This is a genomic window from Nonomuraea roseoviolacea subsp. carminata, from assembly GCF_024172185.1.
Taxonomy (GTDB): domain Bacteria; phylum Actinomycetota; class Actinomycetes; order Streptosporangiales; family Streptosporangiaceae; genus Nonomuraea; species Nonomuraea roseoviolacea.
The window spans coordinates 464,156-489,037 of record NZ_JAMZEC010000001.1 but is presented as its reverse complement, the minus strand read 5'-3'; the positions used below and the strand labels follow the sequence as shown (position 1 = coordinate 489,037).

At 73.7% G+C, this 24,882-nt stretch carries 25 protein-coding genes; 18 read left to right on the top strand and 7 right to left on the bottom strand.

Translation table 11 applies throughout. The features are described from left to right. Positions 1-39 precede the first annotated feature (39 nt). The 4 genes from HD595_RS02195 to HD595_RS02180 are packed head-to-tail and all read left to right on the top strand — an operon-like array spanning position 40 to position 3,739. Positions 40-951 (top strand): AAA family ATPase, encoded by a 912-nt coding sequence (locus HD595_RS02195; protein ID WP_420540681.1) that lies wholly within the window; start codon positions 40-42, stop codon positions 949-951. After that, positions 944-2,068, top strand: a complete 1,125-nt coding sequence (locus tag HD595_RS02190) for a vWA domain-containing protein (RefSeq protein ID WP_253765304.1) — start codon at positions 944-946, stop codon at positions 2,066-2,068. The genes HD595_RS02195 and HD595_RS02190 overlap by 8 nt, the downstream gene beginning before the upstream one ends. After that, entirely contained in the window at positions 2,061-3,152 is a 1,092-nt protein-coding gene (locus tag HD595_RS02185) for an XdhC family protein (protein ID WP_253765303.1), read from the top strand. The genes HD595_RS02190 and HD595_RS02185 overlap by 8 nt, the downstream gene beginning before the upstream one ends. Further along, complete coding sequence (locus tag HD595_RS02180) at positions 3,149-3,739, top strand: nucleotidyltransferase family protein (protein ID WP_253765301.1); 591 nt, start codon at positions 3,149-3,151, stop codon at positions 3,737-3,739. The genes HD595_RS02185 and HD595_RS02180 overlap by 4 nt, the downstream gene beginning before the upstream one ends. A gap of 10 nt (positions 3,740-3,749) precedes the next feature. Here HD595_RS02180 and HD595_RS02175 read toward each other — a convergent pair whose 3' ends face one another. Continuing rightward, complete coding sequence (locus HD595_RS02175; protein WP_253765299.1) at positions 3,750-4,649, bottom strand: endonuclease/exonuclease/phosphatase family protein; 900 nt, start codon at positions 4,647-4,649, stop codon at positions 3,750-3,752. A 109-nt stretch (positions 4,650-4,758) separates the two neighbouring features. Here HD595_RS02175 and HD595_RS02170 point away from each other — a divergent pair, with 109 nt between their 5' ends. From HD595_RS02170 to HD595_RS02160, 4 genes are all read left to right on the top strand, one after another. Further along, a complete protein-coding gene (locus HD595_RS02170; RefSeq protein WP_253765298.1) occupies positions 4,759-5,799 on the top strand; it encodes an LLM class F420-dependent oxidoreductase in 1,041 nt (346 codons plus the stop codon). Positions 5,800-5,869: 70 nt separating this feature from the next. Further along, on the top strand, positions 5,870-5,968 hold the full coding sequence (locus HD595_RS47160) for a putative leader peptide (RefSeq protein ID WP_376768070.1): 99 nt from the start codon (positions 5,870-5,872) through the stop codon (positions 5,966-5,968). 142 nt (positions 5,969-6,110) lie between these two features. Continuing rightward, positions 6,111-7,406 carry a dicarboxylate/amino acid:cation symporter gene (locus tag HD595_RS02165; protein ID WP_253765296.1) on the top strand — a complete coding sequence of 432 codons (1,296 nt, stop codon included), beginning with the start codon at positions 6,111-6,113 and terminating at the stop codon, positions 7,404-7,406. Positions 7,407-7,503: 97 nt separating this feature from the next. Further along, positions 7,504-7,959: a hypothetical protein gene (locus HD595_RS02160; RefSeq protein WP_253765295.1), complete on the top strand. Its 456-nt coding sequence runs from the start codon at positions 7,504-7,506 to the stop codon at positions 7,957-7,959. A gap of 88 nt (positions 7,960-8,047) precedes the next feature. Here HD595_RS02160 and HD595_RS02155 read toward each other — a convergent pair whose 3' ends face one another. The 3 genes from HD595_RS02155 to HD595_RS02145 form a co-directional block, all read right to left on the bottom strand. Next, entirely contained in the window at positions 8,048-8,263 is a 216-nt protein-coding gene (locus tag HD595_RS02155) for a hypothetical protein (protein ID WP_253765293.1), read from the bottom strand. 32 nt (positions 8,264-8,295) lie between these two features. After that, entirely contained in the window at positions 8,296-8,535 is a 240-nt protein-coding gene (locus tag HD595_RS02150) for a hypothetical protein (RefSeq protein WP_253765292.1), read from the bottom strand. 109 nt (positions 8,536-8,644) lie between these two features. After that, positions 8,645-9,418: a TetR/AcrR family transcriptional regulator gene (locus HD595_RS02145; RefSeq protein ID WP_253765290.1), complete on the bottom strand. Its 774-nt coding sequence runs from the start codon at positions 9,416-9,418 to the stop codon at positions 8,645-8,647. A gap of 118 nt (positions 9,419-9,536) precedes the next feature. On the opposite strand from HD595_RS02145, the gene HD595_RS02140 reads away from it, so the two are divergent. The 10 genes from HD595_RS02140 (at position 9,537) to HD595_RS02095 (ending at position 19,487) form a co-directional block, all read left to right on the top strand. Further along, a complete protein-coding gene (locus HD595_RS02140) occupies positions 9,537-10,793 on the top strand; it encodes an FAD-dependent oxidoreductase (protein ID WP_253765288.1) in 1,257 nt (418 codons plus the stop codon). Between the two features lie 326 nt (positions 10,794-11,119). Continuing rightward, a complete protein-coding gene (locus HD595_RS02135; RefSeq protein WP_253765287.1) occupies positions 11,120-12,709 on the top strand; it encodes a serine/threonine-protein kinase in 1,590 nt (529 codons plus the stop codon). A gap of 14 nt (positions 12,710-12,723) precedes the next feature. Next, positions 12,724-13,773, top strand: coding sequence for a M24 family metallopeptidase (locus tag HD595_RS02130; RefSeq protein WP_253765284.1), 1,050 nt, complete (start codon positions 12,724-12,726; stop codon positions 13,771-13,773). 25 nt (positions 13,774-13,798) lie between these two features. After that, positions 13,799-14,359 (top strand): elongation factor P, encoded by a 561-nt coding sequence (gene efp, locus HD595_RS02125; protein WP_253765283.1) that lies wholly within the window; start codon positions 13,799-13,801, stop codon positions 14,357-14,359. 1 nt (position 14,360) lies between these two features. Then, positions 14,361-14,771 (top strand): transcription antitermination factor NusB, encoded by a 411-nt coding sequence (nusB, locus tag HD595_RS02120; RefSeq protein WP_175599360.1) that lies wholly within the window; start codon positions 14,361-14,363, stop codon positions 14,769-14,771. Between the two features lie 53 nt (positions 14,772-14,824). Continuing rightward, on the top strand, positions 14,825-15,709 hold the full coding sequence (locus tag HD595_RS02115; protein ID WP_253765281.1) for a MerR family transcriptional regulator: 885 nt from the start codon (positions 14,825-14,827) through the stop codon (positions 15,707-15,709). A 55-nt stretch (positions 15,710-15,764) separates the two neighbouring features. Then, positions 15,765-16,601, top strand: coding sequence for a hypothetical protein (locus HD595_RS02110; RefSeq protein ID WP_253765280.1), 837 nt, complete (start codon positions 15,765-15,767; stop codon positions 16,599-16,601). Between the two features lie 219 nt (positions 16,602-16,820). Continuing rightward, entirely contained in the window at positions 16,821-17,573 is a 753-nt protein-coding gene (locus HD595_RS02105; protein WP_253765278.1) for a methyltransferase domain-containing protein, read from the top strand. Between the two features lie 57 nt (positions 17,574-17,630). Continuing rightward, positions 17,631-18,872, top strand: a complete 1,242-nt coding sequence (locus tag HD595_RS02100) for a DNA polymerase IV (protein ID WP_253765276.1) — start codon at positions 17,631-17,633, stop codon at positions 18,870-18,872. A gap of 222 nt (positions 18,873-19,094) precedes the next feature. Next, positions 19,095-19,487: a DUF3040 domain-containing protein gene (locus HD595_RS02095; protein WP_253765274.1), complete on the top strand. Its 393-nt coding sequence runs from the start codon at positions 19,095-19,097 to the stop codon at positions 19,485-19,487. A 215-nt stretch (positions 19,488-19,702) separates the two neighbouring features. Here the strand turns inward: HD595_RS02095 and HD595_RS02090 are convergent, their stop codons facing one another. Genes HD595_RS02090 through HD595_RS02080 form a run of 3 tightly spaced genes read right to left on the bottom strand, consistent with a single transcriptional unit; the run spans position 19,703 to position 24,545 of the window. Then, positions 19,703-22,264: a transglutaminase TgpA family protein gene (locus HD595_RS02090; protein ID WP_253765273.1), complete on the bottom strand. Its 2,562-nt coding sequence runs from the start codon at positions 22,262-22,264 to the stop codon at positions 19,703-19,705. After that, the gene (locus HD595_RS02085; RefSeq protein ID WP_253765272.1) at positions 22,261-23,523 is read right to left on the bottom strand and encodes a DUF58 domain-containing protein; all 1,263 of its coding nucleotides are present in this window, start codon (positions 23,521-23,523) and stop codon (positions 22,261-22,263) included. The genes HD595_RS02090 and HD595_RS02085 overlap by 4 nt, the downstream gene beginning before the upstream one ends. Further along, complete coding sequence (locus HD595_RS02080; protein WP_301309844.1) at positions 23,520-24,545, bottom strand: AAA family ATPase; 1,026 nt, start codon at positions 24,543-24,545, stop codon at positions 23,520-23,522. The genes HD595_RS02085 and HD595_RS02080 overlap by 4 nt, the downstream gene beginning before the upstream one ends. Positions 24,546-24,882 lie beyond the last annotated feature (337 nt).

The window sequence follows — 24,882 nt, the reverse complement described above, 5'->3', positions numbered from 1 at the left end:
CGAATATCGCCGCGGCGGCTCGGCGCGTAGCCTGAAAGCGTGCTGGGGCGGACGGGTGAGGCGAAGGGCGCGACCGGCGTGGCGGCGGGCATCGACGCGCCGGGCAGGCTCGTCGAGCTGCTCGACCGGCAGGCGTACCTCGCCGACGAGGGGCTGGCCACGGCCGCGTTCCTGGCGCTGCGGATGGGCCGGCCGCTGTTCCTCGAAGGGGAGGCCGGCGTCGGCAAGACCGAGCTGGCCAAGGCGCTGGCCGCGCTGCTGGAGGCGCCGCTGATCCGGCTGCAGTGCTACGAGGGCCTCGACGCCGCCCAGGCCCTGTACGACTGGGACTTCGCCCGCCAGCTCCTCCACCTCAAGGCCGCCGAGGCCGCCGGGATCACCGACGTCGGCCGCCTGGAGGGCGAGATCTACGACCGGCGCTTCCTCATCGCCCGGCCACTGCTCAAGGCCCTGGAGACCGGGCCGAGCGTGCTGCTGGTGGACGAGATCGACCGGGCCGACGACGAGTTCGAGGCGTTCCTGCTGGAGGTGCTGTCCGACTACACGATCTCCATCCCCGAGCTCGGCACCGTGCGCGCCGCGACGCCGCCGGTCGTCGTGGTCACCTCCAACCGCACCCGCGAGGTCCACGACGCGCTCAAGCGCCGCTGCCTCTACCACTGGCTGGAGCACCCGGACTTCGACCGGGAGGTGGCGATCCTGCTGCGCCGGCTGCCCGACTGCACCGAGACGCTGGCCGCGCAGGTCGCGCGGGCCGCCGCCCGGCTGCGCGGCGCCGGCCTGGTCAAGCCGCCGGGCGTGGCCGAGACGCTCGACTGGGCCGAGGCGCTGCTGACCCTCGGCGCCAAGGAGCTGGACCCCGACCGGGCCGCCGCCACCCTGGGGGCCGCGCTGAAGTACCGCGAGGACGTCGAGAGCGTCCTGTCGCGTGGGCTGCTGCGCCATGAGTGAGGACGCCGGCGCCCTCACCGCCACGAGTGAGGACGTAGGCGGGCTGGCCGCCACCATGACCGGGTTCGCGCGGACCCTGCGGGCGGCCGGGGTCGGCGCCGACCACGAGCGCACCCACGCCCTGCTGGGCGCCCTGCGCCACCTCGACGTGACCCGGCCGGCGGACGTCTACTGGGCCGGCCGCCTCACGCTCTGCGCCGGCCCGGACGACCTGCCCCGCTACGACCGCTGCTTCCAGGCGTACTTCGGCGGGCGCACCGCCTCCCGCCGGCCGGCCGGGGCGGTGAGCGTCACCCGCCACACCCTCACCCTCGGCGACGAGGCCGGCGACGAGACGGGGGAGGGCGAGAACGAGAGCGCCCCCGGCAGCGCCAGCCGCACGGAGCTGCTGCGCCACCGCGACGTGGCCGCGCTCACCGAGGCCGAGCGGGCCGAGGTGCACCGCATGCTGGCCATGCTGAGCGCCGGGCGCGCGGCGCGCCGCTCCCGCCGCTTCGAGCCCGCCGCCCGGGGCCGGCTCGACCAGCGGCGCACCATCCGTGAGGCGCTGCGCAAGGGCGACGTGGCCCGCCTGTTGCGCAGGAGCCACACCGAGCGGCCGCGCGGCGTCGTGCTGTTCGTCGACGTCAGTGGGTCCATGGCCCCGTACGCCGAGACGCTGCTGCGCTTCGCGCACGCCCTCGTCAGGAGCGAGCCGCGGGCCACCCGCGTCTACTCGGTCGGCACCCGGCTCACCCCGCTCACCGCCGAGCTGCGCCACCGCGACCCCGGCACGGCCCTGGACGCGGCGTCGCGGGCCATCCCCGACTGGAGCGGCGGCACCCGGCTCGGCGAGGAACTGCAGGAGTTCCTCGCCCGGCGCCACGCCCGCGGCGACATCGTGGTGATCGCCTCGGACGGCTGGGAGCGCGGCGACCCGAGCCTGCTCGGCGCGCAGGTGGCCCGGCTGTCCCGGCAGGCGTACCGGGTGATCTGGGTCAACCCGCACAAGGGGTACGCGGACTACGAGCCGCTGACCGGGGGCATGCGCGCCGCCCTGCCGTACCTCGACGACCTGGTGGCCGGGCACAGCCTGGCCGCCTACGAGGACCTCAGCGAAAGGCTCGCCCATGCGTGACGTGCTGCCCGAGATCATGCGGTGGTGGAGGTCGGGGCTCAGGTTCGGGCTGGCGACCGTGGTCAGCACGTTCGCCAGCGCGCCCCGGCCGCCCGGCGCCGCGATGGCGGTGCGGGGCGACGAGGTGGTCGGCAGCGTGTCGGGCGGCTGCGTCGAGGGCGCGGTGTTCGACCTGGCCGCCGAGATCGACGAGCCGGTCCTCCAGCGGTACGGCGTGACCGACGACGACGCCTTCGCCGTGGGCCTGACCTGCGGCGGCATCATCGACATCCTGGTCGAGCCGGTGTCCATCGAGACGTACCCGGAGCTGGGCGACATCGCCCGCTCGGTGGCGGCGCACGAGCCGGTCGCCGTGGCCACCGTCGTGTCCGGGCCCGGCCGGATGGGCGCCCGCCGCGTCGTCTGGCCGGACCGCTCGATCGGGACGCTCGGATTCGACCGGCTCGACGAGGCCGTGGACGACGACACGCGCGGCATGCTCGCCCAGGGCGTCACCGGGATCAGGAGGTACGGCCCGCGGGGCGAGCGGCGGCTGGACGACCTGGCCGTGTTCGTCCACTCGTTCGCGCCGCCGCCCCGCCTGCTGGTGTTCGGCGCGATCGACTTCGCCGCCGCGGTGGCCCGGCTCGGCAAGTTCCTCGGCTACCACGTGACCGTCTGCGACGCCCGGCCGGTCTTCGCCACCCCCAAGCGCTTCCCGGAGGCCGACGAGGTGGTGGTCAAGTGGCCGCACGACTACCTCGCCTCGACCACCGTGGACGAGCGCACGGTGATCTGCGTGCTCACCCACGACCCGAAGTTCGACGTGCCGCTGCTGGAGGTGGCGCTGCGCACCCCCGCCGGGTACGTCGGGGCGATGGGCTCGCGGCGCACCCACGAGGACCGGCTGGCCCGGCTGCGCGAGGCGGGCCTGGCGGAGGAGGAGCTGGCCCGGCTGCGCTCGCCCATCGGTCTCGACCTGGGCGCCCGCACCCCGGAGGAGACGGCCGTGTCGATCGCGGCCGAGCTGATCCAGCTCCGGTGGGGCGGCTCCGGCCGGCCGCTCAGCGACACCTCGGGCCGCATCCACCACGAGGCGTCGTGAGCGTGCGGGCCTCGCGCGTGGCCGGGCTGCTGCTGGCGGCCGGCGAGGGCTCCCGGCTCGGCACCCCGAAGGCGCTGGTCGAGCACGAGGGGGAGCGGCTGGTCGACCGGGGGGTGCGGCTGCTGGAGGAGGGCGGCTGCCACCCCGTGGTCGTGGTGGTGGGCGCGGCGACCGTCCAGGTGCGGGGCGCGGTCGTGGTGCGCAACCCCGGCTGGCGCTCCGGCATGGGCTCGTCGCTGCGGGTCGGGCTGGCGGCGCTGCCCGAGCAGGCCGAGGCGGTCGTGGTGGCGCTGGTGGACCAGCCGTTCGTCGGCCCGGAGGCGGTGCGCGCCCTGGTCGCGAGCGGCGCGCGGCTGGCCGTCGCCACCTACGGCGGGCGGCGGCGCAACCCGGTGCTGCTGTCGCGGGCCGACTTCGCCGAGGTGGCCCGGCTGGCGGTGGGCGACGTCGGCGCCCGGCCCTTCATCAAGGCGCACCCGGAGCTGGTGACCGAGGTGCCGTGCGACGGGCTCGGCGACCCCGCCGACATCGACACCCCCGCCGACCTCGGCAGACTGACCGGGGAAGGCCGGAGCTCAGCGGACTGACCCCGGAAGGCTAGAGGCGGAAGGACGCCGTCGCCGCGCGGTGGTCGCTGCCCGTCGCCGGGGCCACCCCGGCCTCCGTCGCCGTCATCCCCTTGTACAGGATGTGGTCGGGCCGGGTGATCGGGAACGACGACGGCCAGGTGAAGCCGAATCCCTGTCCCGCCTCCTGCTGCGCGTTGAGCAGCGGCGGCGTCAGCCCCCGCATGCCGCGGTCGGTGGTGGCGGTGTTGAGGTCGCCGAGCAGCAGGATCCGCTTGCTGGTGTCGGCGTCGATCAGCCGGCGCGCCGCGGCCAGCGACTCGTCGCGCGAGGCGGTCTGCCCGGGCCTGGCCGAGGCCAGGTGCATGACGTACACGGTCACGTCGCCCTTCGGGGTGTCGACCACCGCGCGGAACGCGCGCACCCAGCCCATGCCGACGTCGAGCGGCTTGGACTGGCGGATCGGGTAGCGGCTCCACAGCCCGACCGTGCTGACCGTGTAGTGGTGGGGGAACAGGGTGTTCAGCCGCTTGGCGGCCGGACCGCCTGAGGTCAGCTCCTGGGCGGCCAGCAGGTCGAGGCCGTCGGCGATGGTGCGCACGGCGGTGCCGGAGGAGTCGTTGGTCACGCCGACGTTCACGGTGCCGACCGACAGGTCGGAGCGCCCGCCGGGCGAGGACCGTAAGAGGGCCGGGCCGAACATCACCGCCCACACCAGGCCGGGCACCAGCGCCGCCACCGCCGCCAGGCGCGAGCGCGCCAGCGCCGCCGCGCCGAGCAGGAGGGGGACGGCCCAGCCGAGCCAGGGGAGAAGGCTCTCCAGGACGGGCGTGAAGCCGCCCATCGCGGGGATCAGGCGATGCCCCGCCAGCACGACGGCCACCACGGCCGCCCCCGCCACGACGATCCGCCCGACGATCCTGTTCAGCATCGGCCCCTCTCCGAGTTGCGCACCAGGCTAGCCGCTCGCCGCGCCGCGCGCGGACGCGCTAGTCTGTTGCCCTCGCAACGGAATAACATTCGGTATCGGGAGCCCGGCAATGCGCATCGGTATGGCACTCAACTACTCGGGCGGCTTCAAGGAGACGGTCGCCGAGCTGGCCGACTACGAGCGGGCCGGGCTCGACATCGTCTTCGTGGCCGAGGCCTACAGCTTCGACGCGGTCAGCCAGATGGGCTACATCGCGGCGCGGACCGAGCGGCTGGAGATCGCCTCCGGCATCCTGCCGATCTACTCGCGCACGCCCACCCTGCTCGCCATGACGGCCGCCGGCATGGACTACGTCTCCGACGGGCGGTTCACCCTCGGCCTCGGCGCCTCCGGCCCGCAGGTCGTCGAGGGCTTCCACGGCGTGCCGTACACCGCGCCGCTCGGCCGTACCCGGGAGGTCATCGAGATCTGCCGCCAGGTGTGGCGGCGCGAGCGCGTGCAGTACCAGGGCCGCCACTACACGCTGCCCCTCCCGCCGGACCAGGGCACGGGGCTCGGCAAGCCGCTCAAGCTCATCAACCACCCGGTGCGCCCGCGCATCCCCATCGTCGTGGCCGCCATCGGCCCCAAGAACGTCGAGCTGGCCGCCGAGCTGGCCGAGGGCTGGGAGCCGATCTTCTACATGCCGGAGCGGGCCGGCGCGGTGTGGGGCGAGGCGCTGGCCGCGGGCAAGGCCAGGCGCGATCCCGAGCTGGGCGAGCTCGACGTCATCGCCCAGGCGTCGCTGGCCATCGGCGACGACGTGGCCGGGCTGCTGGAGTTCGGGCGGCCGATGGCTGCCCTCTACATCGGCGGCATGGGCGCCAAGGGCAAGAACTTCTACAACGACCTGGCCCGCCGCTACGGCTTCGAGAAGGAGGCCGAGCAGATCCAGGAGCTCTACCTCGACGGCAGGAAGGACGAGGCCGCCGCGCTCGTGCCGGACGAGCTGCTGCGCAACATCTCGCTGATCGGCGACGAGGGCTTCGTGCGCGACCGCGTCCAGGCGATGAGGGAGTCCGGCGTGACGACGCTCAACGTCGCGCCGCTGGGCCGCACGCACGAGGAGCGCGTCCGGCTCATCGAGCGCATCAAGGAGATCGCCGGCTGAGTCCGGCGATCCGCCCGGCCCGGTGTGACGACGATCACGCCGGGCCGGGGAATGCGGTCCTGGAGACGGCGTGTTGAACACGCTCGTGAGGTTTTCCGTGGTGATCGTGCGGCTCGTCGAACGCCTGCACATCGACCTGTGCCGGGTTCTGGGGTCTCTCTGTCGCTGATCGCGCCCTGACGCGCTTGATCGCCGATCCCCCTTCGCGGCACGTCGTGCCGCTTCGTGCCACGCCACCCCCGGGCACCACCTCCCTGACCGCCTGAGGCGCGCCCCGCCGTGCCCGCCCGTACCTCCGGAGTCTTTCCGTCGTGAAGAGATTCAGCTTCTCCCTTCAGCTGCTGCTGGGCCTCGTGCTCGGTGTCGCCCTGGGCTTCGCCGCCAAGATCTGGGACGTCGCCTGGCTCGCCGAGACCCTGACCAAGGTCGGCCAGATCTTCGTCCAGCTCCTCAAGCTCGCCGTGCCGCCGCTGGTGTTCACCGCCGTGCTGGTCAGCGTGGCCAACCTGCGCAACGTCAACGGCGCCGCCCGGCTGGCCACCAAGACCCTGCTGTGGTTCCTCGCCACCGCCGCGGTGGCCGTCGGCTTCGCCATCGCGCTCGGCCTGGTGATCAACCCCGGCCAGGGCGTCACCCTCGACACCGGCGCCGCCAAGGCCGTCGACACCGAGGGCGCGGGCACCTGGCTCGACTTCGTCACCGGCATCCTGCCCACGAACGTCTTCACCGCCTTCACCGAGATGAACGTCCTCCAGATCGTCTTCCTGGGAGCCGTCCTCGGCGCCGCCGCCCTCGCGGTCGGCGAGAAGGCCGAGCCGTTCCTCGCGCTCAGCCGCTCCGTCCTGGAGCTGGTGCAGAAGGCGCTGTGGTGGGTGATCCGGCTGGCCCCCGTCGGCACCGCCGGCCTCATCGGCAAGGCCGTGTCCACCTACGGCTGGGAGCTGCTCGCGCCGCTCGCCAAGTTCAGCGTCGCCGTGTACGTCGGCTGCTTCATCGTGCTGCTGGCCGTCTACCCGACGCTCCTGTCGATCTGGGGCAAGGTCAACCCGCTGACCTTCTACCGCAACGCCTGGCCCGCCATCGAGCTGGCCTTCGTCTCCCGGTCCTCGGTCGGCACGCTGCCGCTGACCCAGCGCGTCACGATCGAGCGCAACGGCGTGGACGCCGACTACGCCTCCTTCGCGGTGCCGTTCGGCGCCACCACCAAGATGGACGGCTGCGCCTCGATCTACCCGGCCCTGGCCGCCATCTTCGTGGCCCAGGTCTTCAACGTGCCGCTGGGCGTGGGCGACTACCTGCTGATCGCGTTCGTCTCGGTCGTCGGCTCGGCCGCCACGGCCGGCCTCACGGGCGCGACGGTGATGCTCACGCTGACGCTGAGCACGCTCGGCCTGCCGCTGGAGGGCGTCGGCCTGCTGCTGGCGATCGACCCGATCCTCGACATGATCCGCACCGCGACCAACGTCACGGGGCAGATGGTCGTGCCGGTGCTGGTGGCCCGCTCGGAGGGCCGCCTGGACGAGGCGGTGTTCAACGCGGCGCCGCAGGAGCTGGACGCGCGCCGGCCGGAGCGTGCGGCCGGCGCCCCGGAGCCGGCCGCGGCCTGACGCTCCGCGCAGCGTGAAGGGCGGGAAGCCACCGGGCTTCCCGCCCTTCGCGTCGTCCGGGCTGGGCAACGCGCCCGGATGCCTCTACGCTCCGTTGGTGGCCGACATCAGCTACCTCGACGCGTGGGGCATGTGGCTGGACGGCAGGTCCACGCTGGGTCACGACCTTCTCGGCCTGCCCCTGCTCTGGTGGGGCCGCTTCGGCAAGATCCTGTCGTTCGTGTCGGGCGCGACGGTCGTCGTCGATCTGGTGGGCCCGGAGAAGCTGTCCCGTTACGGCGAACGCCTGGCGCGGTTCATGGCGCGCAAGCCCAGCCGGAACACCTTCGTCGTCGGTCTTCTCACCGGGGGAGCCGTCGTCCTCGTCGCCGAGCCGATCGGGGTGCCCTGGCCGGTGGAGTTCGTGCTCGGGACGACGCTCGGGGGCGCAGCGGGCCTGCTCGCCTTCAGGCTCGGTTCCGCGCTTCAGGATCCCGAGCTGCCGATGGCGACGCGCTGGGTGTCCCTGGGACTGTTCGTGCTCGGCTTCCACTTCGACCTGCTCGCCTCATGACCGCCTCGCATCGTGCGTCCGGCGGTGACACGGCCCGGCCGCCGGACACGGCCCGGCCGCCGGGACGGGCCGTGTCACCGGGCGGCGATCACACGTCGGTGACGTAGATCTGCAGATCCCACTTCGGCGAGACCGGGACGCACCTGTAGCGCACCTCAAGGGATTGTCCCGCGGTGATGCAGTTGCGCTGGGTCGAGTACCAGCCGAAGTGCTGCCAGCCTTCCGCGTGCGCGGGCGTGGCGACGAGGCCGAAGGAAAGCGCGGCCCCGGCCGCGGCGGTCGCGATCACATTGCGCATTCTCATTCTGCTGAACTCCTTTGTCCGGTTGGCCGTGCTCAGTAGTAGAGGTAGAAGTCGTAGCGGGAGCCCGAGGGCTTGCACGAGAAATCAAGAGCCGTGCCGAGGGAAATGGCCTTGACGCCGGCTTTCACGCAGTCGCCGTGGTACGCGTAACTGCCCATCAGGTGCCAGGCCTCGGTGACCTGGGCGGAAGCGGCCGAAGCGGGACCGGCCATGGCGCCGGCCGCCAGCGCGCCGGCCATCAGCGCGGCCGCGGCCAGACGACGAGGGCTCATCTTCTTCTTTCCTTTCGTGAAGAAGTCGGTGACAGCCCTCAGAATGTGTGCGCGTTCTTGGAGATCACTTGTGGATCACTGGGAGCCGGGCACGGGAAAAGAACTCGGCTCACGGCGCGGCGGCGCGGAGAAATGCCTCGGCGAATGTCCGCGCGGCCTCGTCCACCGGAGGAAGGACGTCGCCGAGCGCGTCCGCCAGGACGGGGCGGAACAGCATGTGCGCCGCCATCGGGCCGAGCATGAGCTGGATGAGCAGCGGCAGGGGGAGCGGCCGCAGCCGGCCGGCCTCGATCTGCGCGGTGAACAGCGCGCTCATACTGGCGAACGTCCGGGGCAGGCCGGCCTTCAGCATCCGGGCGGCCGTGCCGTCGGGGCGGCTGAACAGGTCGCCGAAGATGGCCGGCAGCACCCGCGGCTCCCGGGTGAACGCCTCGGCCAGCGCGCGGTAGACGGCGTGGACGGTGTCCTCGACGGACTCCGGGGGATCGGCGGCCAGCGCCTCCAGATAGAGAACCGGGACGTACCGGTCGAACACGCCGGCGATCAGGCCGTCACGGCCGCCGAAGACGGCGTGCAGGCTCGTCGGCGAGCACTGGGCGGCGGCGGCGACGGCGTCGAGGGTGACCGCGCCGAGCCCGTCGCGGGCGACCAGCGTGGCCGCCGCCTCGATGGCCCGCTCCCGGACCGGCGGGCGCCCGCCCGGGTCCACCCCGGCCCGCCGCACCGCCTCGTCCAGCGTGACCCGCGACCCGCCGAGCCTGCGCAGCAGGGTGCTGCGCGAGATGCCGGCCGCCGCCGCGATCGCGCTCAACGGAACCTCGGCCACGTCCTTGCCGTGCCGCTCGGCTGCCGCCAGCGCGGCTTCGACCAGCGCCCTGTCCATGGACGGAGATGGTACCGCTTCCTATCTGAACCTCATGTGTGTATCGTCTCAAGTAGAGACTCATCATTTGATGAATTTCGACGAGGATCAGGCGCGACCCGCAGGAGAGAGGACTGTCATGACCGTCGAGAAGACCGGCGTCCTGGTGTGCGGCGGCGGCCCGGCCGGGATGATGCTGGGACTGCTGCTCGCCCGGGCGGGCGTCGAGGTCACCGTGCTGGAGAAGCACGGCGACTTCCTGCGCGACTTCCGGGGCGACACCGTCCACCCCGCCACCATCCGGCTCATGGACGAACTCGGCCTCGGGGCGGCCTTCCGGGCCCTGCCGCAGAGCCGCCTGGGCAACCTCGCGCTCCCCACCCCCGACGGCGAACTGGTGACGCTGGGCGACTTCGCGGCGCTGCCCGCGCCCTACGACCACATCGCGATGGTGCCCCAGTGGGACCTGCTCAACCTGCTGGCCGAGGCCGCCGGCGAGGAGCCCGGGTTCACGCTGCGCATGGAGACGGAGGCCACCGGGCTGGTCAGGGACGGCGACCGGGTCGTCGGCGTCCGCTACCGCGCCGCGGACGGCCGGGAAGGGGAGATCCGCGCCGAGCTGACCGTGGGCTGCGACGGCAGGCACTCCACGCTGCGCCGGGAGGCGCGGCTGACGCCCCGGGAGTTCCGGGTGCCGTTCGACGTGTGGTGGTTCCGCCTGCCCCGGCCGCCCGCCGAACGGAGCGCCCCGGCCGGGGTGACGCCGGTCGCGCGGGGTGGCGAGCTGCTGCTGTGCCTGACCCGCCCGGACTACTACCAGGTGGCCTACCTCACCGCCAAGGGCTCCGACGCGCGGCTGCGCCGGGAGGGGATCGAGCGCTTCCGCGAGCGGATCGCCCGGCTGCGCCCCGACTTCGCCGACCGGGTGGACCAGCTCGCGAGCATGGACGACGTCCACGTGCTCGACGTCAAGCTGAACCGGCTGCGGCGCTGGTACCGCGACGGCCTGCTGCTCATCGGCGACGCCGCGCACGCCATGTCGCCCGCCGGGGGCGTGGGCATCAACCTCGCCATCCAGGACGCGGTGGCCACCGCCGCCCTGCTGGCCGGGCCCCTGCGGCGGCACGCCGTCACCGTCGCCGACCTGGCGGCCGTCCAGCGGCGCAGGCAACCGCCCACCGTGATCGTCCAGGGCGCCCAGCGGCTGCTCCAGCGTGCCATGTTCGAGATGCGGGCCCCGGGCAGGAGGTCCGGGCCGCCCAGGTCCCTGCTCCTCCTCGTGCGCGTGTTCCCGTGGCTGCGCATGATCCCGGCCCGGTTCGTCGGCTTCGGGCCCCGGCCCGAGCACGCCCCCGCCTTCGCCCGCAGGAGCCCCCGGCTCACCAGCCGTGGGTGACTCGTGGGGCGGCCGGTTCTCCGGCGCCGGGGGCGTCCTCGTGGGGGTTCCGGGACACCGTCATCGCCCTGCTCCCCGGAGCCCCCCCCTCACGTCGCCGCGCGGCGTCTCGGAGGGCGGAACGCTCTCCCGGGCCGCGCCCCTGGTTCCGGAAGCCCGCCAGTGTCGGGGATGTCGCGAAGGGGCGGTCCCGAGGTGCGCGGAAACACGTCTCCCGCCGGCAGGCCGCGCAATCGGGACATCGGAGGACGGCTGGGGCCCTATGGTTGGTCGAAAATGCCGTTTCTGGAGTTATTGGCGGGGATATGTCGGACGAAGCGCCGTCCATGGTCGCTGGCCGGTACCGGCTCGACGAGCGCATCGGCAACGGGCCGATGGGAGAGGTGTGGCGGGGGTACGACACACGCGCCGACTGGACCGTGGCGGTGAAGCTGCTCCGGTCCGGAGCCGCCTCCCGGGAGGCGCTCCAGCGGCACGCCGAGGCCGTGGCCCGGGTCATCCACCCCAACGTCGCCATGGTGCTCGACGTGGGCGACGAGGACGGCACGCCGTACCTCGTGACCGAGTTCCTCGGCGGTGAGAGCCTGGGCGAGGAGCTGGCCACGCGCGGGCCGCTGCCCGTGACCGAGGCGTGCGACCTCGTCGGGCAGGCCGCCGCCGGGCTGGACGCCGCCCACCGGGTCGGCGTGGTCCACGGGCAGGTCAACCCGGGCAGCTTCCGCCGGGCCGGCAGCGGGGTGCTCAAGGTCGTCGGGTTCGGGGTGGCGGGGATCGCCGTCCCGCCCACCCGGTACACCGCTCCCGAGCAGGCCGCGGGCCGCCCGGCCGAGGCGGCGTCGGACCTGTACGGCCTGGGCTGCATGTGCTACGAGCTGCTGTGCGGCCGCCCGCCGTACGAGGAGGCCCCGGAGGAGGGGCGGAGCGTCGAGCCCGTGCCGCCGAGCCGCCACCGCGCGGAGGTGCCCGCCGAGCTGGACCGGCTTGTGCTGTCGATGCTCGCCGCCGACCCCGCCGCCCGGCCCTCCGGCGGCGAGCCGGTACGGCGGGCGCTGGCGGCCATCGCCCGCCCCCGCCCCCAGACGCCCCCGCCGGCCGCCGCCGCGCCGCCGACCGCCGAGTCCGCGGCCCCGTACGGCGCGCCGCCGACCGGCCCGGCGGCTTCCCCGCACGGCGCGTCCCCGCAGGGCGCATCCCCACATGGCGCATCCCCACATGGCGCGTCCCCGCAGGGCGCATCCCCACATGGCGCGTCCCCGCACGCGGTGGGCCCGCACGCGACGGGCCCGCTGCCCGCGCCGCCCGGCGGAGGGCCGCACCAGCCGCCGCGCGCCGGAGACACCGCCGTCTACGACGCGCTCCCGTCCGAGGGCCGCGAACCCGCCTCCAACCGCAAGCTCTTCCTGCAGCTCGGCGTCGCGCTCGCGGTGATCGCGGCCGTCACCGTCGCGTTCGTGGTGTGGGGCGGCTCCCAGGGGACGCCCACCGCCGCCCCCACCCCGACCCCGGTCACCACGATCGAGACCCCCGACATCCCCACCTTCGAGCCGACCACGGCCCCGCCGAGCACCGCCCGGATCGTCACCCCGTCGCCCGCGCCCACCTCCCTCCAGGAGACCGCCCAGCCCAAGGCCACGCTGAGCAGCGGCGCCGTACCGCCGGGCGGGTGGTCGGCGTGGCTGTGGGCCTTCGACAACGCCCTGACGGCCCAGCGGTCCGTCGGCGACGTGAACCCGCGCCTCGCCGACGACGCCCGCAAGAAGCTCAGGAAGGCGGCCAAGAGCTTCGAGCGGGGCCGCGACGCCAAGGGCCGCGACCAGATCAAGGAGGTCATGGCCGAGCTGAGGGCCGCCCAGGCCCGGGGCGAGGTGCCGACCTCGGGACCGCTGCCCGACTTCCTGGGCGACTGGCGGCTCTGACGTACATTGACGCCATGACGATCCTCTCCGAGCGGCGGGCCAGGCTGGCCGCGGCACTGCCCGCCCACGGCGTCGAGACCCTCCTCGTCACCTCCCGCGTCAACGTGCGCTACCTGACCGGTCTCGACAGCTCCAACGCCGCCGTGCTCGTCGGGGCCGACGGCTCGGCGCGGCTGGCCACCGACAACCGGTACGTGGAGCGGGCCCAGGCCCTGGACGTGCCGGTCGTCGAGGCCGTCGACACGGCCGGGGCGCTGGCCGTGCCGGGCACGGGCATCGAGGCCGCGAGCATGAGCGTCGCCACGTACCGGCGGCTGCTCGACCGCCTCGGCGGCGACGCGCTCGTCCCCCTGGAGCACGTCGTCGAGGGGCTGCGCGCCGTCAAGGACGAGGACGAGCTGGAGCTGCTGCGCACCGCCTGCGCCATCACCGACCAGGCCTTCGCCGACATCTGCGGCGCCATCCGGCCCGGCATGACCGAGCGCGAGGTCGCCCGCGTCCTGGAGGCGCGCATGGCCGAGCTCGGCGCCGCGCGTCCCTCGTTCGAGACCATCGTCGCGGCCGGCGAGAACGGCTCAGTGCCGCACCACGTCCCCACCGGCCGGCCGCTCATGGCGGGCGACCTGGTCACCCTCGACTTCGGCGCGGTCTACGAGGGCTACCACGCCGACATGACCCGCACCGTGTCCCTCGGCGAGCCCGCCGCCTGGCAGCGCGAGCTGTACGACCTCGTCGCCGCCGCCCAGCGCGCGGGCCGCGAGGCGCTCGCCCCCGGCGCCGACGTCCGCGAGGTGGACGCGGCGGCCCGCTCCGTCATCGAGCGCGCCGGTCACGGCGGCCACTTCCGGCACGGCCTGGGCCACGGCGTCGGCCTGGAGATCCACGAGGAGCCGTTCCTGGGCCCGTCACGGACCGGTAGACTAGAGGATCGAGTTCCGATCACCGTCGAGCCCGGGGTCTACCTGCCCGGTCAGGGCGGCGTTCGCATCGAGGACACCCTCGTGACACGTGAGGGCGAGCCGGAACTCCTCACGAAGACGACCAAGGAGCTGCTCGTCCTTTAGAGCGGCCGCACGCGGGAGAAAACGAGTGGCGACGACCAACGACCTCAAGAACGGCATGGTGCTGAAGCTCGACGGCGGAGAGCTGTGGGCCGTTGTGGAGTTCCAGCACGTCAAGCCGGGCAAGGGCGGTGCGTTCGTGCGCACCAAGCTCAAGAACGTCCTGTCCGGCAAGGTCGTGGACAAGACCTTCAACGCCGGCGTGAAGGTCGACGTGGCCAACGTCGACAAGCGCGAGATGCAGTACTCCTACCGCGACGGCGACGACTTCGTGTTCATGGACACCGAGACCTACGACATGGTCAACGTGTCCGCCGGCACGGTCGGCGACGCCGCCAACTACATGCTGGAGAACACCCTGGCCACGGTCGCCTTCAACGAGGGCGCCGCGCTCTACGTCGACCTGCCCGCCGCGGTCGAGCTGACCATCTCCAACACCGAGCCCGGCCTGCAGGGCGACCGCTCCACCGGCGGCACCAAGCCGGCCACGCTGGAGACCGGCGCCGAGATCAAGGTGCCGCTGTTCATCACCACCGGCGAGAAGGTCAAGGTCGACACCCGCAGCGGCGAATACCTCGGCCGGGCCTGAGGTGTCGGCACGGGGCAAGGCACGCAGGCGCGCGCTGGACATCCTCTTCGAGTCCGAGATCCGCGGCGAGGATCCTCTCAAGATCCTCGCCGAGCGGGTGGAGCGGCAGGAGCCGCCGGTCAACGAGTACACCTCGGCCCTCGTCGAGGGCGTCGCCCGGCACCAGGCGCGCATCGACGAGCTGATCACCACCTACGCCGAGGGCTGGACCCTCGAGCGCATGCCCGCGGTCGACCGCAACCTCCTGCGTGGCGGCACGTACGAGCTGCTCTGGATGCCCGACGTGCCCGAGGGCGTGGTCATCAGCGAGTGGGTGCACCTGGCCGGCGAGCTGTCCACGGACGAGTCGCCGCAGTTCGTCAACGGGCTGCTGGCCCGCTTCAAGCAGCTCAAGCCCAGCCTCACCCTGTAGGGGCCGTCGCGCGGAGTTGACCTTCACGCGACGTCAACGTGTCTCATTGAGGCATGAGGATCGGCGAACTCGCCGCGCTGGTCGGGGTGTCCACCCGGACCGTGCGCCACTACCACCACATCGGCCTGCTTCCCGAGCCGGCGCGGCAGGCCAACGGCTACCGCGAGTACCGGCTCGCGGACGCGGTGGCCCTGGCCCGCGTCCGGCAGCTCGCCCGGCTGGGGCTCTCCCTCGACGAGCTGCGCGACGCGCTGGCCGACGACGACGGTCGCGACCTGCGCGAGGTGCTCCAGGAGCTGGACGCCGACCTCGCCAGGGAGCAGGAGGCGATCGCGGCCAGGCGGGCCCGGCTGGCCGCGCTGCTCGCCCGCGTCGAGGAGGGGTCCGGCACGCTCATGTCGGCCGACATGGCCGGCCTGCTGCGCGAGCTGTCCCTCGACGGGTCGCGCTTCGCCGAGCTCGACCGCCAGATGCTGACGCTGGCCAGTGCCATGGGTGGCCCCGAGGGTGAGAACGCGGTGGTCGAGCTGATGCGGCCGCTCACCGAGCCCGGCATGCTCGCCCGCGGGCTCGACCTCTACCGGCGGCTGGACGACCTCGCCGCGGCCGACCCGGACGACCCCCGGGTGGCCGGGCTCGCCGCCGACCTGGCCGTGCACATCCCGGACGCGATGGCCGCGGCGATGATCGAGCACAGCCGTGACGCGGCGGGCGCCTCGCCGGTGGGCGGCTCAATGGCGGGCACCTCAACGGCGGGTGGCGCGCTGGCGGGCGACTCAATGGCGGGCACCTCAACGGCGGGTGGTTCACCGGCCGGCGGCTCGCCGGTGGCGGACGGCGAGCGGTGGCTGGGGACGTTCGCGGGGGAGATGGCGCCCGCGCAGGCCGAGGTGCTGCGGCTGCTCATGGAGCGGCTGCGCGAGCGGGCGTCATGCTGAGGTCCCGGGGGAGCGGGCGGCGTGGCGGGGGCCGCGGCCCGGGGGCGGCCGCGTCATGCTGAGGATCGCGCGTGCCGCGCTGTACGCCGCCGTGCCCGCCGAGTGCCTGCTGGCCGTGCTGCTCGTGTCGGGGATCCGCCCGCCGGCCGTCCTGCTCGCGGGCGCGGAGACGGCCGCGGCGCTGGTGTTCGCGCTGGAGGCGGCCGTCGCCGGCCGGCTGTACCTGGCCGGGCGCCGCGCGGGGGCGGGCCGGCGGGCCGCGCTGTCGGCCACCCTCGACGCCCTGGTGCCGCCGGTGGTGCGCAGGCTGGTGGTGCTGGAGGCGCGGGGCGTGGCGGCCCTCGTCCTGTTCGTGGCGCGGCGCGGCCGTCCGCGGGTGCCGCCGGGCGCCGTCGCCGGCCCGTACGCGGGGGAGCAGGCGGCGCTCCAGCTCGTCCTCGCCTTCGCGCTGGCCGTGGAGACCGTCGTGGTGGACCTGCTGCTCGTCTCCTTCGGGGTGCCCGCCGCGGTCCGGTTGCCGGTGCTGCTGATCGACGCGTACGGGGTGCTGTTCGCCCTGGCCCTGGTCGCCTCCTGCGCGTTGCGGCCGCACCTGGTGAGCCGCGACGAGCTGCGCGTCCGGTACGGCGAGTACCTCGACCTCCGGGTACCCCGCGAGCTGATCGCCTCGGCCGCGGTGGCGCGCTCGTACGACGAGAAGCGCGTGGTCGCGGTGGAGGACGGGCGGCTGCGGGTCGCGGTGGGGTCCCAGACCAACGTGGCCGTCGAGCTGAGCGCGCCCGTCACCGTCGTGCGCCCGCTCGGGGGCCGGGCCGAGGTCACGTCCGTGCGGTTCTTCGCCGCCGACCCGGCCGCCGTGGTCCGCGCCCTGCGCCCGGCCCCGGTGCCGTGACGGCCCGGCGCCCGTCCGCCGGCTTCGGTGGTATGACGTCCGGCGCCCGTCCGCCGGTCCCGGCGCCGAGATGCACGGCGCCCGTCCACGCCGTGCGCCCGCTCCTCTCACCTCCGCGCCGTGACGGTCCGTGTGCATGACACCCGTGGCAGCACGTGGGAGGCGTGGGACGGCGTAGGCTGGGGCGCGTCGGAGGAGCGAGAAGGAGGCGAGCCGAGGTTGCGAGCTGAAGGCGTCACGAGGCCCCCGGCGGTGCGGACCGCCGTCGTCTGGGACGCGCTGCTGGCCGAGCTGGCCCGGCTGGGCGAGACCACCGGGCGCGAGCGGCTCGACATCGTCGACGCCGGCGGCGGCACCGGAGGGTTCGCCGTGCCGCTGGCCGAGCTGGGCCACACCGTCACGGTCGTCGACCCGAGCCCCGACTCGCTGGCCGCGCTGGAGCGCCGGGCCAAGGAGAAGGGCGTCGGCGTGCGCGGCCTCCAGGGCGACCTCGCCGACCTGGCCGACCTGCTCGACCACGACGACGCCGACCTGGTGCTGTGCCACAGCGTGCTGGAGTACGTCGACGACCCGATCGGCGCGATGACCGCCGTCGCGGGGCTGCTGCGCCGGGGCGGGGCGGTGAGCGTGCTGGCGGCCAACCCGGTCGCGGCGGCGCTCCACCGCGCGCTGGCCGGTCACTTCGACGAGGCGCGCGCCGCGCTGGCCGACCCCGAGGGCCGCTGGGGCGACCGCGACCCCACCCCGCGCCGCTACACCGCCGAGGCGCTGTCCGAGCTGCTGGCGGCCACGGGTTTCGCGGTGGGGGCCGTGCACGGCGTGCGGGTCTTCGCCGACCTCGTGCCCAGCCGTCTGGTCGACGGCGAGCCCGGCGCGGCCGAGGCGCTGGTCGCGCTGGAGCAGGTCGCGGCCGGTCACCCCGTGCTGCGCGACATCGCCACCCAGCTCCACGTCCTGGCCCGCCGCGGCTGACCCGCCGGGCGGGTGCCGCCCGGGCGTTCGTACGGGTGTTCGGATAGAATCGAGGACGTGTCCCGCAAGCAGATCACCGGCATCGGCCCCGCACCGCGGAGCGGGGCCGATGACAGCGGCTGCCCGATCCTCCACGTCGACATGGACGCCTTCTTCGCGAGCGTCGAGCTGCTGGAGCGGCCGGAGCTGCGCGGCCGGCCGGTGATCGTGGGCTCGCCCGCCGGCCGCGGCGTGGTGCTCAGCGCCACCTACGAGGCCAGGGCCTACGGCGTGCACTCGGCGATGCCCATGAGCCGGGCCCGCCGGGTGTGCCCGCAGGCCGTGATCATCCCGCCGAGCCACGGCAAGTACTCCGAGGTGTCGCGGGGCGTCATGGAGATCTTCCACGCGATCACGCCGCTGGTCGAGCCGATCGCCTCCGACGAGGCGTTCCTCGACGTGGGCGGCGCCCGGCGCCGGCTGGGCCGGCCCGCGGCGATCGCCGCGATGATCCGCGAGCAGGTGCGCGAGCGTTACGGCATCACCTGCTCGGTGGGGGTGGCCGGCAGCAAGTTCGTCGCCAAGCTCGCCTCCAAGCAGTGCAAGCCCGACGGCCTGCTCGTGGTGCCCGAGGCCGAGGTGGTGGCGTTCCTCCACCCGCTGCCCGTCTCGGCGCTGTGGGGCGTCGGCGAGCGCACCGAGCAGGCCCTCGTACGGCTCGGCATCCGCACGGTCGGCGACCTGGCCCGCGTGCCGCCCGCCACGCTCCGCCGCGAGCTGGGCCACGCCGTCGGCGGCCATCTGGCCGAGCTGGCCTGGGGCCGCGACCAGCGGGCCGTCACCGCTCACACGCCCGACAAGAGCATCGGCAACGAGGAGACGTTCGCCGCCGACGTCGACGACCCCGAGGCGATCCGGCGCGAGCTGCTGCGCCTGTCGGAGCGCGTGGCGGCGCGCATGCGGGCGGGCGGTCACGTGGGCCGCACCGTCAGCGTGAAGCTGCGCCGGGCCGACTTCACCACCATCACCCGCTCGCGCACCCTCAAGGAGCCGACCGACGTCGCCCAGGAGATCTACACCACGGCCTGCGAGCTGTTCGAGGCGGCCGGGCTGGAGCGGGTGCGCCTTCGCCTCGTCGGTGTCAGGATGGAGAACCTCAGCCCCGCCGGTTCGACGGCGCGGCAGCTCAGTCTCGGCGAGCGCGAGACGGGATGGCGGGAGGCGGAACGCGCGATGGACAAGGCGATCCGCAGGTTCGGGCCCGACGCGGTGCTCCCGGCGTCGCTTGTGCGCGGAAGACTTGATGAAATGGAAGCATGACGCCGATGTCGTCGCCGATGTCACGAGTCGGGGGGAGTGTGGGGAGTGGTGCCTAGATGACCCACAATGGAGCTATGACGTCACCTCCGGTTTGGTCTGCGTTGGACGTTTGCTTTCGCCTACGTCTACAGCCTCGTATTCTGGGGATAACCGACCGCGAGGTCCGGACACCCCGTGTTCGTTGCCGTCTTCCCCGTCCTGGGGCCGTCCTTGGGAGGCGCCGTGCCGCTCTCTGAGCACGAGCAGCGCTTGCTCGACCAGATCGAGCAGGCACTCTACGCCGAGGATCCGAAGTGGGCCAACACCGTCAGGATCAGTGACCCCCGCAGCCACTACAAGCGCCGCCTGATCAAGGCCTCCATCGGCTTTGCGCTCGGGGTCGTGCTCCTCATGGTCGGTGTGGTGATCAACCTGATCCCGCTCGGCGTCGGCGGCTTCGTGGTCATGCTCGCCGCGTGTCTGTGGGGCCTGTCGAGCTGGAAGCGCATGAACGGCTTCGTCGACACCGCCTCCGGTTCGGCTCCCGCTCCGGGCAAGCCGGCCCGTCGCGGCGGGCGGGGCACGTTCATGGAGCGCATGGAAGAGCGCTGGCGCCGCCGTCACGACGAGCGCTGACCCGGAGCCTTCCCGGCACGACCGTGCGGTCATCCCCGCGGAACGACCGCACGGCCACCCGCCGGTCCGGGCTCCCCTTCCGAACGGTCGTGCGGTCAACCGCCGGTCCAGGCTTCTCTTCCGCACGGTCGTGCGGTCACCCGCCGGTCCGAGCATCTCTCCGCACGGTCGTGCGGCCGTCCCTCGGGAACGACCGCACGATCACGCGTCTCCCGTCATGACCCCTTCGGGGCCGCCCTGCGCAGCCGCAGGCTCTCCAGCCGGTCGAAGCCGTCCAGCAGCCCCTCGCCCAGCCGGCGCAACCGGCGCAGCGTAGAGGGCGGCAGCAGCACGGCCCGCACCCTCCGCCCCCGCGACACCGTCGCCGCCAGGGCCCGCCGCACCGTGCGCAGGTCCTGCCTCATCGGCCCGATCTCGCCGGGCGAACGGGCGAACAGCGACCGCTCCACCGCCGACGCGATGGCCGTCAGGGCCGCCGCCGAGTCGGCGTCGAACTCGTACCGCTCGGCCAGCCTGCGCGCCAGCGCGCGCGGCGTCTCACTGGTGCCGCGCTCCGTCCCGTAGTCCAGCAGCAGGTCGTCGAGCTCCGCCCAGACGGCCGCCACGTTCGGCCGCCGCCCGGCCACGGCTCTGACGCCCGCACCGGAGCCGGTCCGGGGCGCGCCCGGCCCGCCCGCTCCGTCCGGACCGTCCGGCCCGTCTGACCCGTCCGGCCCGGACGGGTGGGACGACTTGGACGGGCGGGACGGCTTGGACGACGTCCCGCCCGCGCCGTCGAGGCGGCGCAGCCGCCGCCCGCGCGTGAGCAGCCGCAGCGCTGCCGGCACCAGCAGGAGCAGCAGCAGCACGGCCACCCCGATGCCCACGTAGGCGGGCCAGGGCGCCGGTTCCTCGGCCGGCAGCCCGACCGGCTGCAGCGCGGCCTCGCGGTCAAGCTGGCGCGGGTTGATCCGGCCCTGCGGCGAGAGCGGCTCGTCGGCGGAGTTGCTCGTCGCGCCGGGCGTCGGCGTCGAGCTGTCACCCACCGAGTCCGGCGGCGGCACGGTGTACGCGGGGACCCGGGCGCTGCCCTGCCCCAGGGAGCCCGTCGGCGTCGGCTCGAACGGCAGCCAGCCCACGCCCTCGAAGTACAGCTCCGGCCAGGAGTGGGAGTCGTTCGTCCCCACCACCCAGCGGTCGCCGACCTTCGTGCCGCCGGTGTAGCCGATCGCGACCCGCGACGGGATGCCCGCCAGCCTGGCCAGCACCGCCATCGACGACGCGAACTGCTCGCAGAACCCGGCCCGGCTGCGCAGCAGGAAGTCCTTCAGCGCCGAGTTGCCGTGGCCCTGCGTCTCCAGGGTGTAGGTGAAGTTCCCGGTCCTGGTGAAGAACTCCTGGAGCTTGACCGCCGCGTCGTAGTCGCTGCGGGCGCCCTTGGTGAGCTGGTCCGCCAGCGCGCGGATCTCCGGGGGCAGGTCGTCCGGCAGCTTCAGGAAGCGGGCGTCGAGGTCGGACCGCGAGTGCGGCAGCGACTTCAGCAGCTCGCTGGTGGGCGCCGGCTCGCTGGTCGACACCTTGTACTCCAGGCCGGCGGCCTCGTCCCGGGTGGAGAAGACCATGAGTGAGCTCACGTCGGCCCGCCAGTCGCCGTCCACCTGGATCTGCCGGGGCGGGTACGGCAAGGGCAGGAACGACAACTTCGTGATCTCGTCGCTGATCCGGATGTCGGTCACCACGTTGGAGACCGGCACGCCCCGCGACAGGCCCGGCGGCGGCGGGAGCGGCCCGTCCTCGGTCCGGTTGTCCGGCGAGCCCTTGCGCTCGGTCATGCTGAACTGCTCGCCGTCGAACGTGTCGAGCGCGTAGATCCGCAGGTAGCGGGGCTTGTCGTCGCTGTTGGTGTACGACAGGACGACCCGCTGCTCGGGCAGCTCCAGCTGGCCCCGCAGACCGGCGATCGGGTTGGGGATGCTGATCGAGTTGCCGGCGCCCGGGCCCCTGCCGCCCACGCCGAAGGTGAAGAACGACACCGGCTCCATCACCGGCAGCGCCGCCGGCACCAGCACGGCCAGCACCACCGCGGCGAACCCGATCCGCTTGCCCGACAGCCGCAGTCCCCGCGTGTCGGCGGTCTCCCGCACATGCTCCGCGGCCCGTGCTCCCCGCCCGGCCGCGCCGGGCGGCTGCGGGGCGGCGGCCCGGGTGGTGCGGCGCACCAGCACCGCCCGTCCCCAGCGACCCACCCGCTCGCGGCCGTCGGCAAGGAGCAGGCCGAGGAAACCGGACGCGGCGATCACGAACGCCGGCCAGCTGATCGGGTCGGCCAGGATCGTCGCCGGCACCGTGGCCAGCGCGAGCAGCGGCAGCCCGGCCAGCGCCGCCCGCCGCATCCGCGCCGCGAGCAGGTCCACCAGCAGCGCGACGAGGCCGACTCCGCCGCAGGTGAGCAGCGTGACGCCGGTGTTGGCGGGAACCGGCGCGGCGAAGCGCTGGATGTCGGTCCACCCGGTCCCGAGCAGCCTGGCCAGCTCCACGACCGACGCCTTGGTCGGCACGAACCACGCCCACGCCTTGCCGGCGGCGAACGACGCGGTCAGGTAGATCCACAGCACGATCACGCCCACCACCGGCGCCGCCCACGCGGGCAGCGACAGCCGGCCGCTCAGCATGCTCGCCGCGAGGACCGCGAGCACCGCGCCCAGCGTCCCCCAGAACCAGGAGCCGCCCTCGAACAGCGGATAGAGCAGGATCGCCGCGCAGAACGTGGCCACCGCCGCCGCGACCGACAGCCTCATGCCGCACCTCCCGCCGGGCTGAGCGCGTACCGGCCGCGGTTGCCGGCCGCCTGCCACACGGAGGCGATCGACGTGCCGGCGGGCAGCCGCACGATGCGCCAGCCGTAACCGCTGAGCACGGCCTGCACCGCCTGGTAGTCCTCGTTCGAGCCGGGCTCACTGCCGTTCCAGGTGTCGACGTCCAGCAGCACCGCCACCCCGGTGATGCCGCTGTGCCGCACCCGCCCCAGCTCGCGGGCCTCCTCCGGGTCGAGGGAGCCGAGCACGGCCACGACGAGCCCGTCGCCCCCGCCCTGCCGCAGCGCCGAGACCGCCATGTCCAGCGAGCGGATCGGGCTCTGCCGCACCACGGCGAGCGTGTCGAGCAGCGACCAGCTCAGGCCGGTGTCCGTCAGGTGCTCGGCGCCCTGGTCGGTGACCAGGCGCAGGCCGAGGCCCTCGTGCGCGAGGTGCACGCCGATGGAGGCCGCGGCCGAGACCGCCACCTCGAACGACGAGCGCGGTCCCTCGCCGCGGTGGGCGTGGCGGCGCGTGTCGAGCAGGAGCGCGCCGCGGCTCTGCCACTGCTGCTCCTCGCGCCGCACCATCAGCTCGCCGCGCCGCGCCGTGGAGCGCCAGTGGACCCGGCGCAGGTCGTCGCCCTGCCGGTACTCGCGCGGGGCCACGTCGTCGTCGCCGGCCGCGGCCACGCTGCGCGTGCGGCTGTCGCCGCCGCCCGTCCACTCGCCGGACAGCCGTACGTGGGGCAGCGGCACGACCTGCGGCGTCACCACCAGCGTGTCGGCGATCGTGAACGAGCGCGACAGCTCCACCAGCCCGAACGGGTCGGCGATGCGCACCGACAGCGGCCCGATCGTGTAACGGCCGCGCAGGTCGGAGCGGACCCGGTAGTCGATCTCGCGGATGCCCCTCGCCTCGACCTTGTCCAGCACGAACCGGGGCCGCACGCCCAGCGCGTACGGCACGGTGTCCTCGATGAGCAGCAGACCGGTGGGCAGCCGGGTGACGTTCTCCAGGCGCAGCGTCACGGTGGCCTCCCCGCCCACCTCGGCCCTGGCCGGGTCCAGCCGCCTGGCGCAGCTCAGCCGGTACCGGGTGCGCGCCGCCACCATGGCGGCCAGCAGCGGCAGCGCCGCCACCAGCACCCCGATGCGGAACAGGTCGTTCTCTCCCAGCAGGACCGCCATCACCAGCGCCGCGACACCGGAGGCGAGGAACGAACGGCCCCTCGCGGTGAGCGCCCGCAGCCCCGCTCTCACGACGCCCTGGTCTCCGGCACCGGCACGCGCCTGACGAGGTCGGTCACCACCTGTTCCGGAAGGCGGCGCTGACCCTGGGCCTCGACGCTGGGCAGCAGCCGGTGCGCCAGCACGGGCACGGCCAGGTCCTGGAGGTCGTCCGGGATGACGTAGTCGCGGCCGGCCAGCGCGGCGTGCGCCCGCGCGGCGCGCACGAGCTGCAGCGTCGAGCGGGGCGAGGCGCCGAGCCGCAGGTCGGGGGAGTGGCGGGTGGCGACGACCAGGTCGATGGCGTACTTCTTGACCGGCTGTGACACGTACACGCCGCGCACCGCCTCGATGAGCGTGCGCACCTCGGCCGTCGTCGCGACCGGCTGGAGCTTGTCCAGCGGGGAGGCGCCGCCGTGGACGTCGAGCATCTCCAGCTCGGCGTGCGGCTCGGGGTAGCCCATCGCGACGCGGGCGGTGAAGCGGTCACGCTGCGCCTCGGGGAGGGGATAGGTGCCCTCCATCTCGATGGGGTTCTGGGTGGCGATCACCATGAACGGGCTGTCGAGCTGGTACGTCACGCCGTCCACCGTGACCTGGTGCTCCTCCATGCACTCCAGGAGGGCCGACTGGGTCTTGGGCGAGGCGCGGTTGATCTCGTCGCCGACCACGATGTTGGCGAAGACCGGGCCGGGCTTGAACTCGAACTCGCGCGTCTGCTGGTTGTAGGCGCTGACGCCGGTGATGTCGCTCGGCAGGAGGTCGGGGGTGAACTGCACGCGGCGCACCGGGCAGTCGATGGAGCGCGCCAGCGCCTTGGCCAGCATGGTCTTGCCGACGCCCGGCACGTCCTCGATCAGCAGGTGGCCCTCGGCGAGCAGGACGGTGAGGGTCAGGCGGACGGCGTCGCTCTTCCCCTCCACCACGGACTCGACGGCCTCGCGGATGCGGTGCGCCGTGGAGACCAGCTCGTCGAGCTGGGGAGGGACGTCATGGGTAACTGCCACCAGGCCTCCATGAGAAGAAGTGCGACGGTCGTCCCCAGTGGCGGCCATGCCATTGCGGGAGCCATGCCGTTCCTTTTCCATTGTGTGTACGACCCTACGATGGTGCGGGTTCTGGGGCGACTTTTGCCGATTTTCCAGAGAACTTGGACGATGTCCTGTTCTTGTGTCATAGCGGTGCGAATCCGGTGACACGCGGCTACCATGCGCCCCCCACTTTTCCCCACGCCCGTCCCCGCGCGCCTCCGGCCCTCCAGCCTCCGGTTTCTTCGGCGTGTTCCGACACGCCCGTGGCCGTCCACGCCCCCTCCGCGCCCCCCACTGCGCTCCACCGCTGTGACCTGCGAAAACGCGAAACGATCAGGCTGTGACATGGGGTTGAATCAGT

Bases quoted from the DNA above. Each gene is read 5' to 3' on its own strand.
- HD595_RS02190 (WP_253765304.1), top strand. From the start codon at position 944: ATGAGTGAGGACGCCGGCGCCCTCACCGCCACGAGTGAGGACGTAGGC.
- HD595_RS02185 (WP_253765303.1), top strand. From the start codon at position 2,061: ATGCGTGACGTGCTGCCCGAGATCATGCGGTGGTGGAGGTCGGGGCTC.
- HD595_RS02175 (WP_253765299.1), bottom strand. From the start codon at position 4,649: ATGCTGAACAGGATCGTCGGGCGGATCGTCGTGGCGGGGGCGGCCGTG.
- HD595_RS02170 (WP_253765298.1), top strand. From the start codon at position 4,759: ATGCGCATCGGTATGGCACTCAACTACTCGGGCGGCTTCAAGGAGACG.
- HD595_RS02155 (WP_253765293.1), bottom strand. From the start codon at position 8,263: ATGAGAATGCGCAATGTGATCGCGACCGCCGCGGCCGGGGCCGCGCTT.
- HD595_RS02150 (WP_253765292.1), bottom strand. From the start codon at position 8,535: ATGAGCCCTCGTCGTCTGGCCGCGGCCGCGCTGATGGCCGGCGCGCTG.
- HD595_RS02145 (WP_253765290.1), bottom strand. From the start codon at position 9,418: ATGGACAGGGCGCTGGTCGAAGCCGCGCTGGCGGCAGCCGAGCGGCAC.
- HD595_RS02140 (WP_253765288.1), top strand. From the start codon at position 9,537: ATGACCGTCGAGAAGACCGGCGTCCTGGTGTGCGGCGGCGGCCCGGCC.
- HD595_RS02135 (WP_253765287.1), top strand. From the start codon at position 11,120: ATGGTCGCTGGCCGGTACCGGCTCGACGAGCGCATCGGCAACGGGCCG.
- HD595_RS02130 (WP_253765284.1), top strand. From the start codon at position 12,724: ATGACGATCCTCTCCGAGCGGCGGGCCAGGCTGGCCGCGGCACTGCCC.
- HD595_RS02115 (WP_253765281.1), top strand. From the start codon at position 14,825: ATGAGGATCGGCGAACTCGCCGCGCTGGTCGGGGTGTCCACCCGGACC.
- HD595_RS02110 (WP_253765280.1), top strand. From the start codon at position 15,765: ATGCTGAGGATCGCGCGTGCCGCGCTGTACGCCGCCGTGCCCGCCGAG.
- HD595_RS02090 (WP_253765273.1), bottom strand. From the start codon at position 22,264: ATGAGGCTGTCGGTCGCGGCGGCGGTGGCCACGTTCTGCGCGGCGATC.
- HD595_RS02080 (WP_301309844.1), bottom strand. From the start codon at position 24,545: ATGGCCGCCACTGGGGACGACCGTCGCACTTCTTCTCATGGAGGCCTG.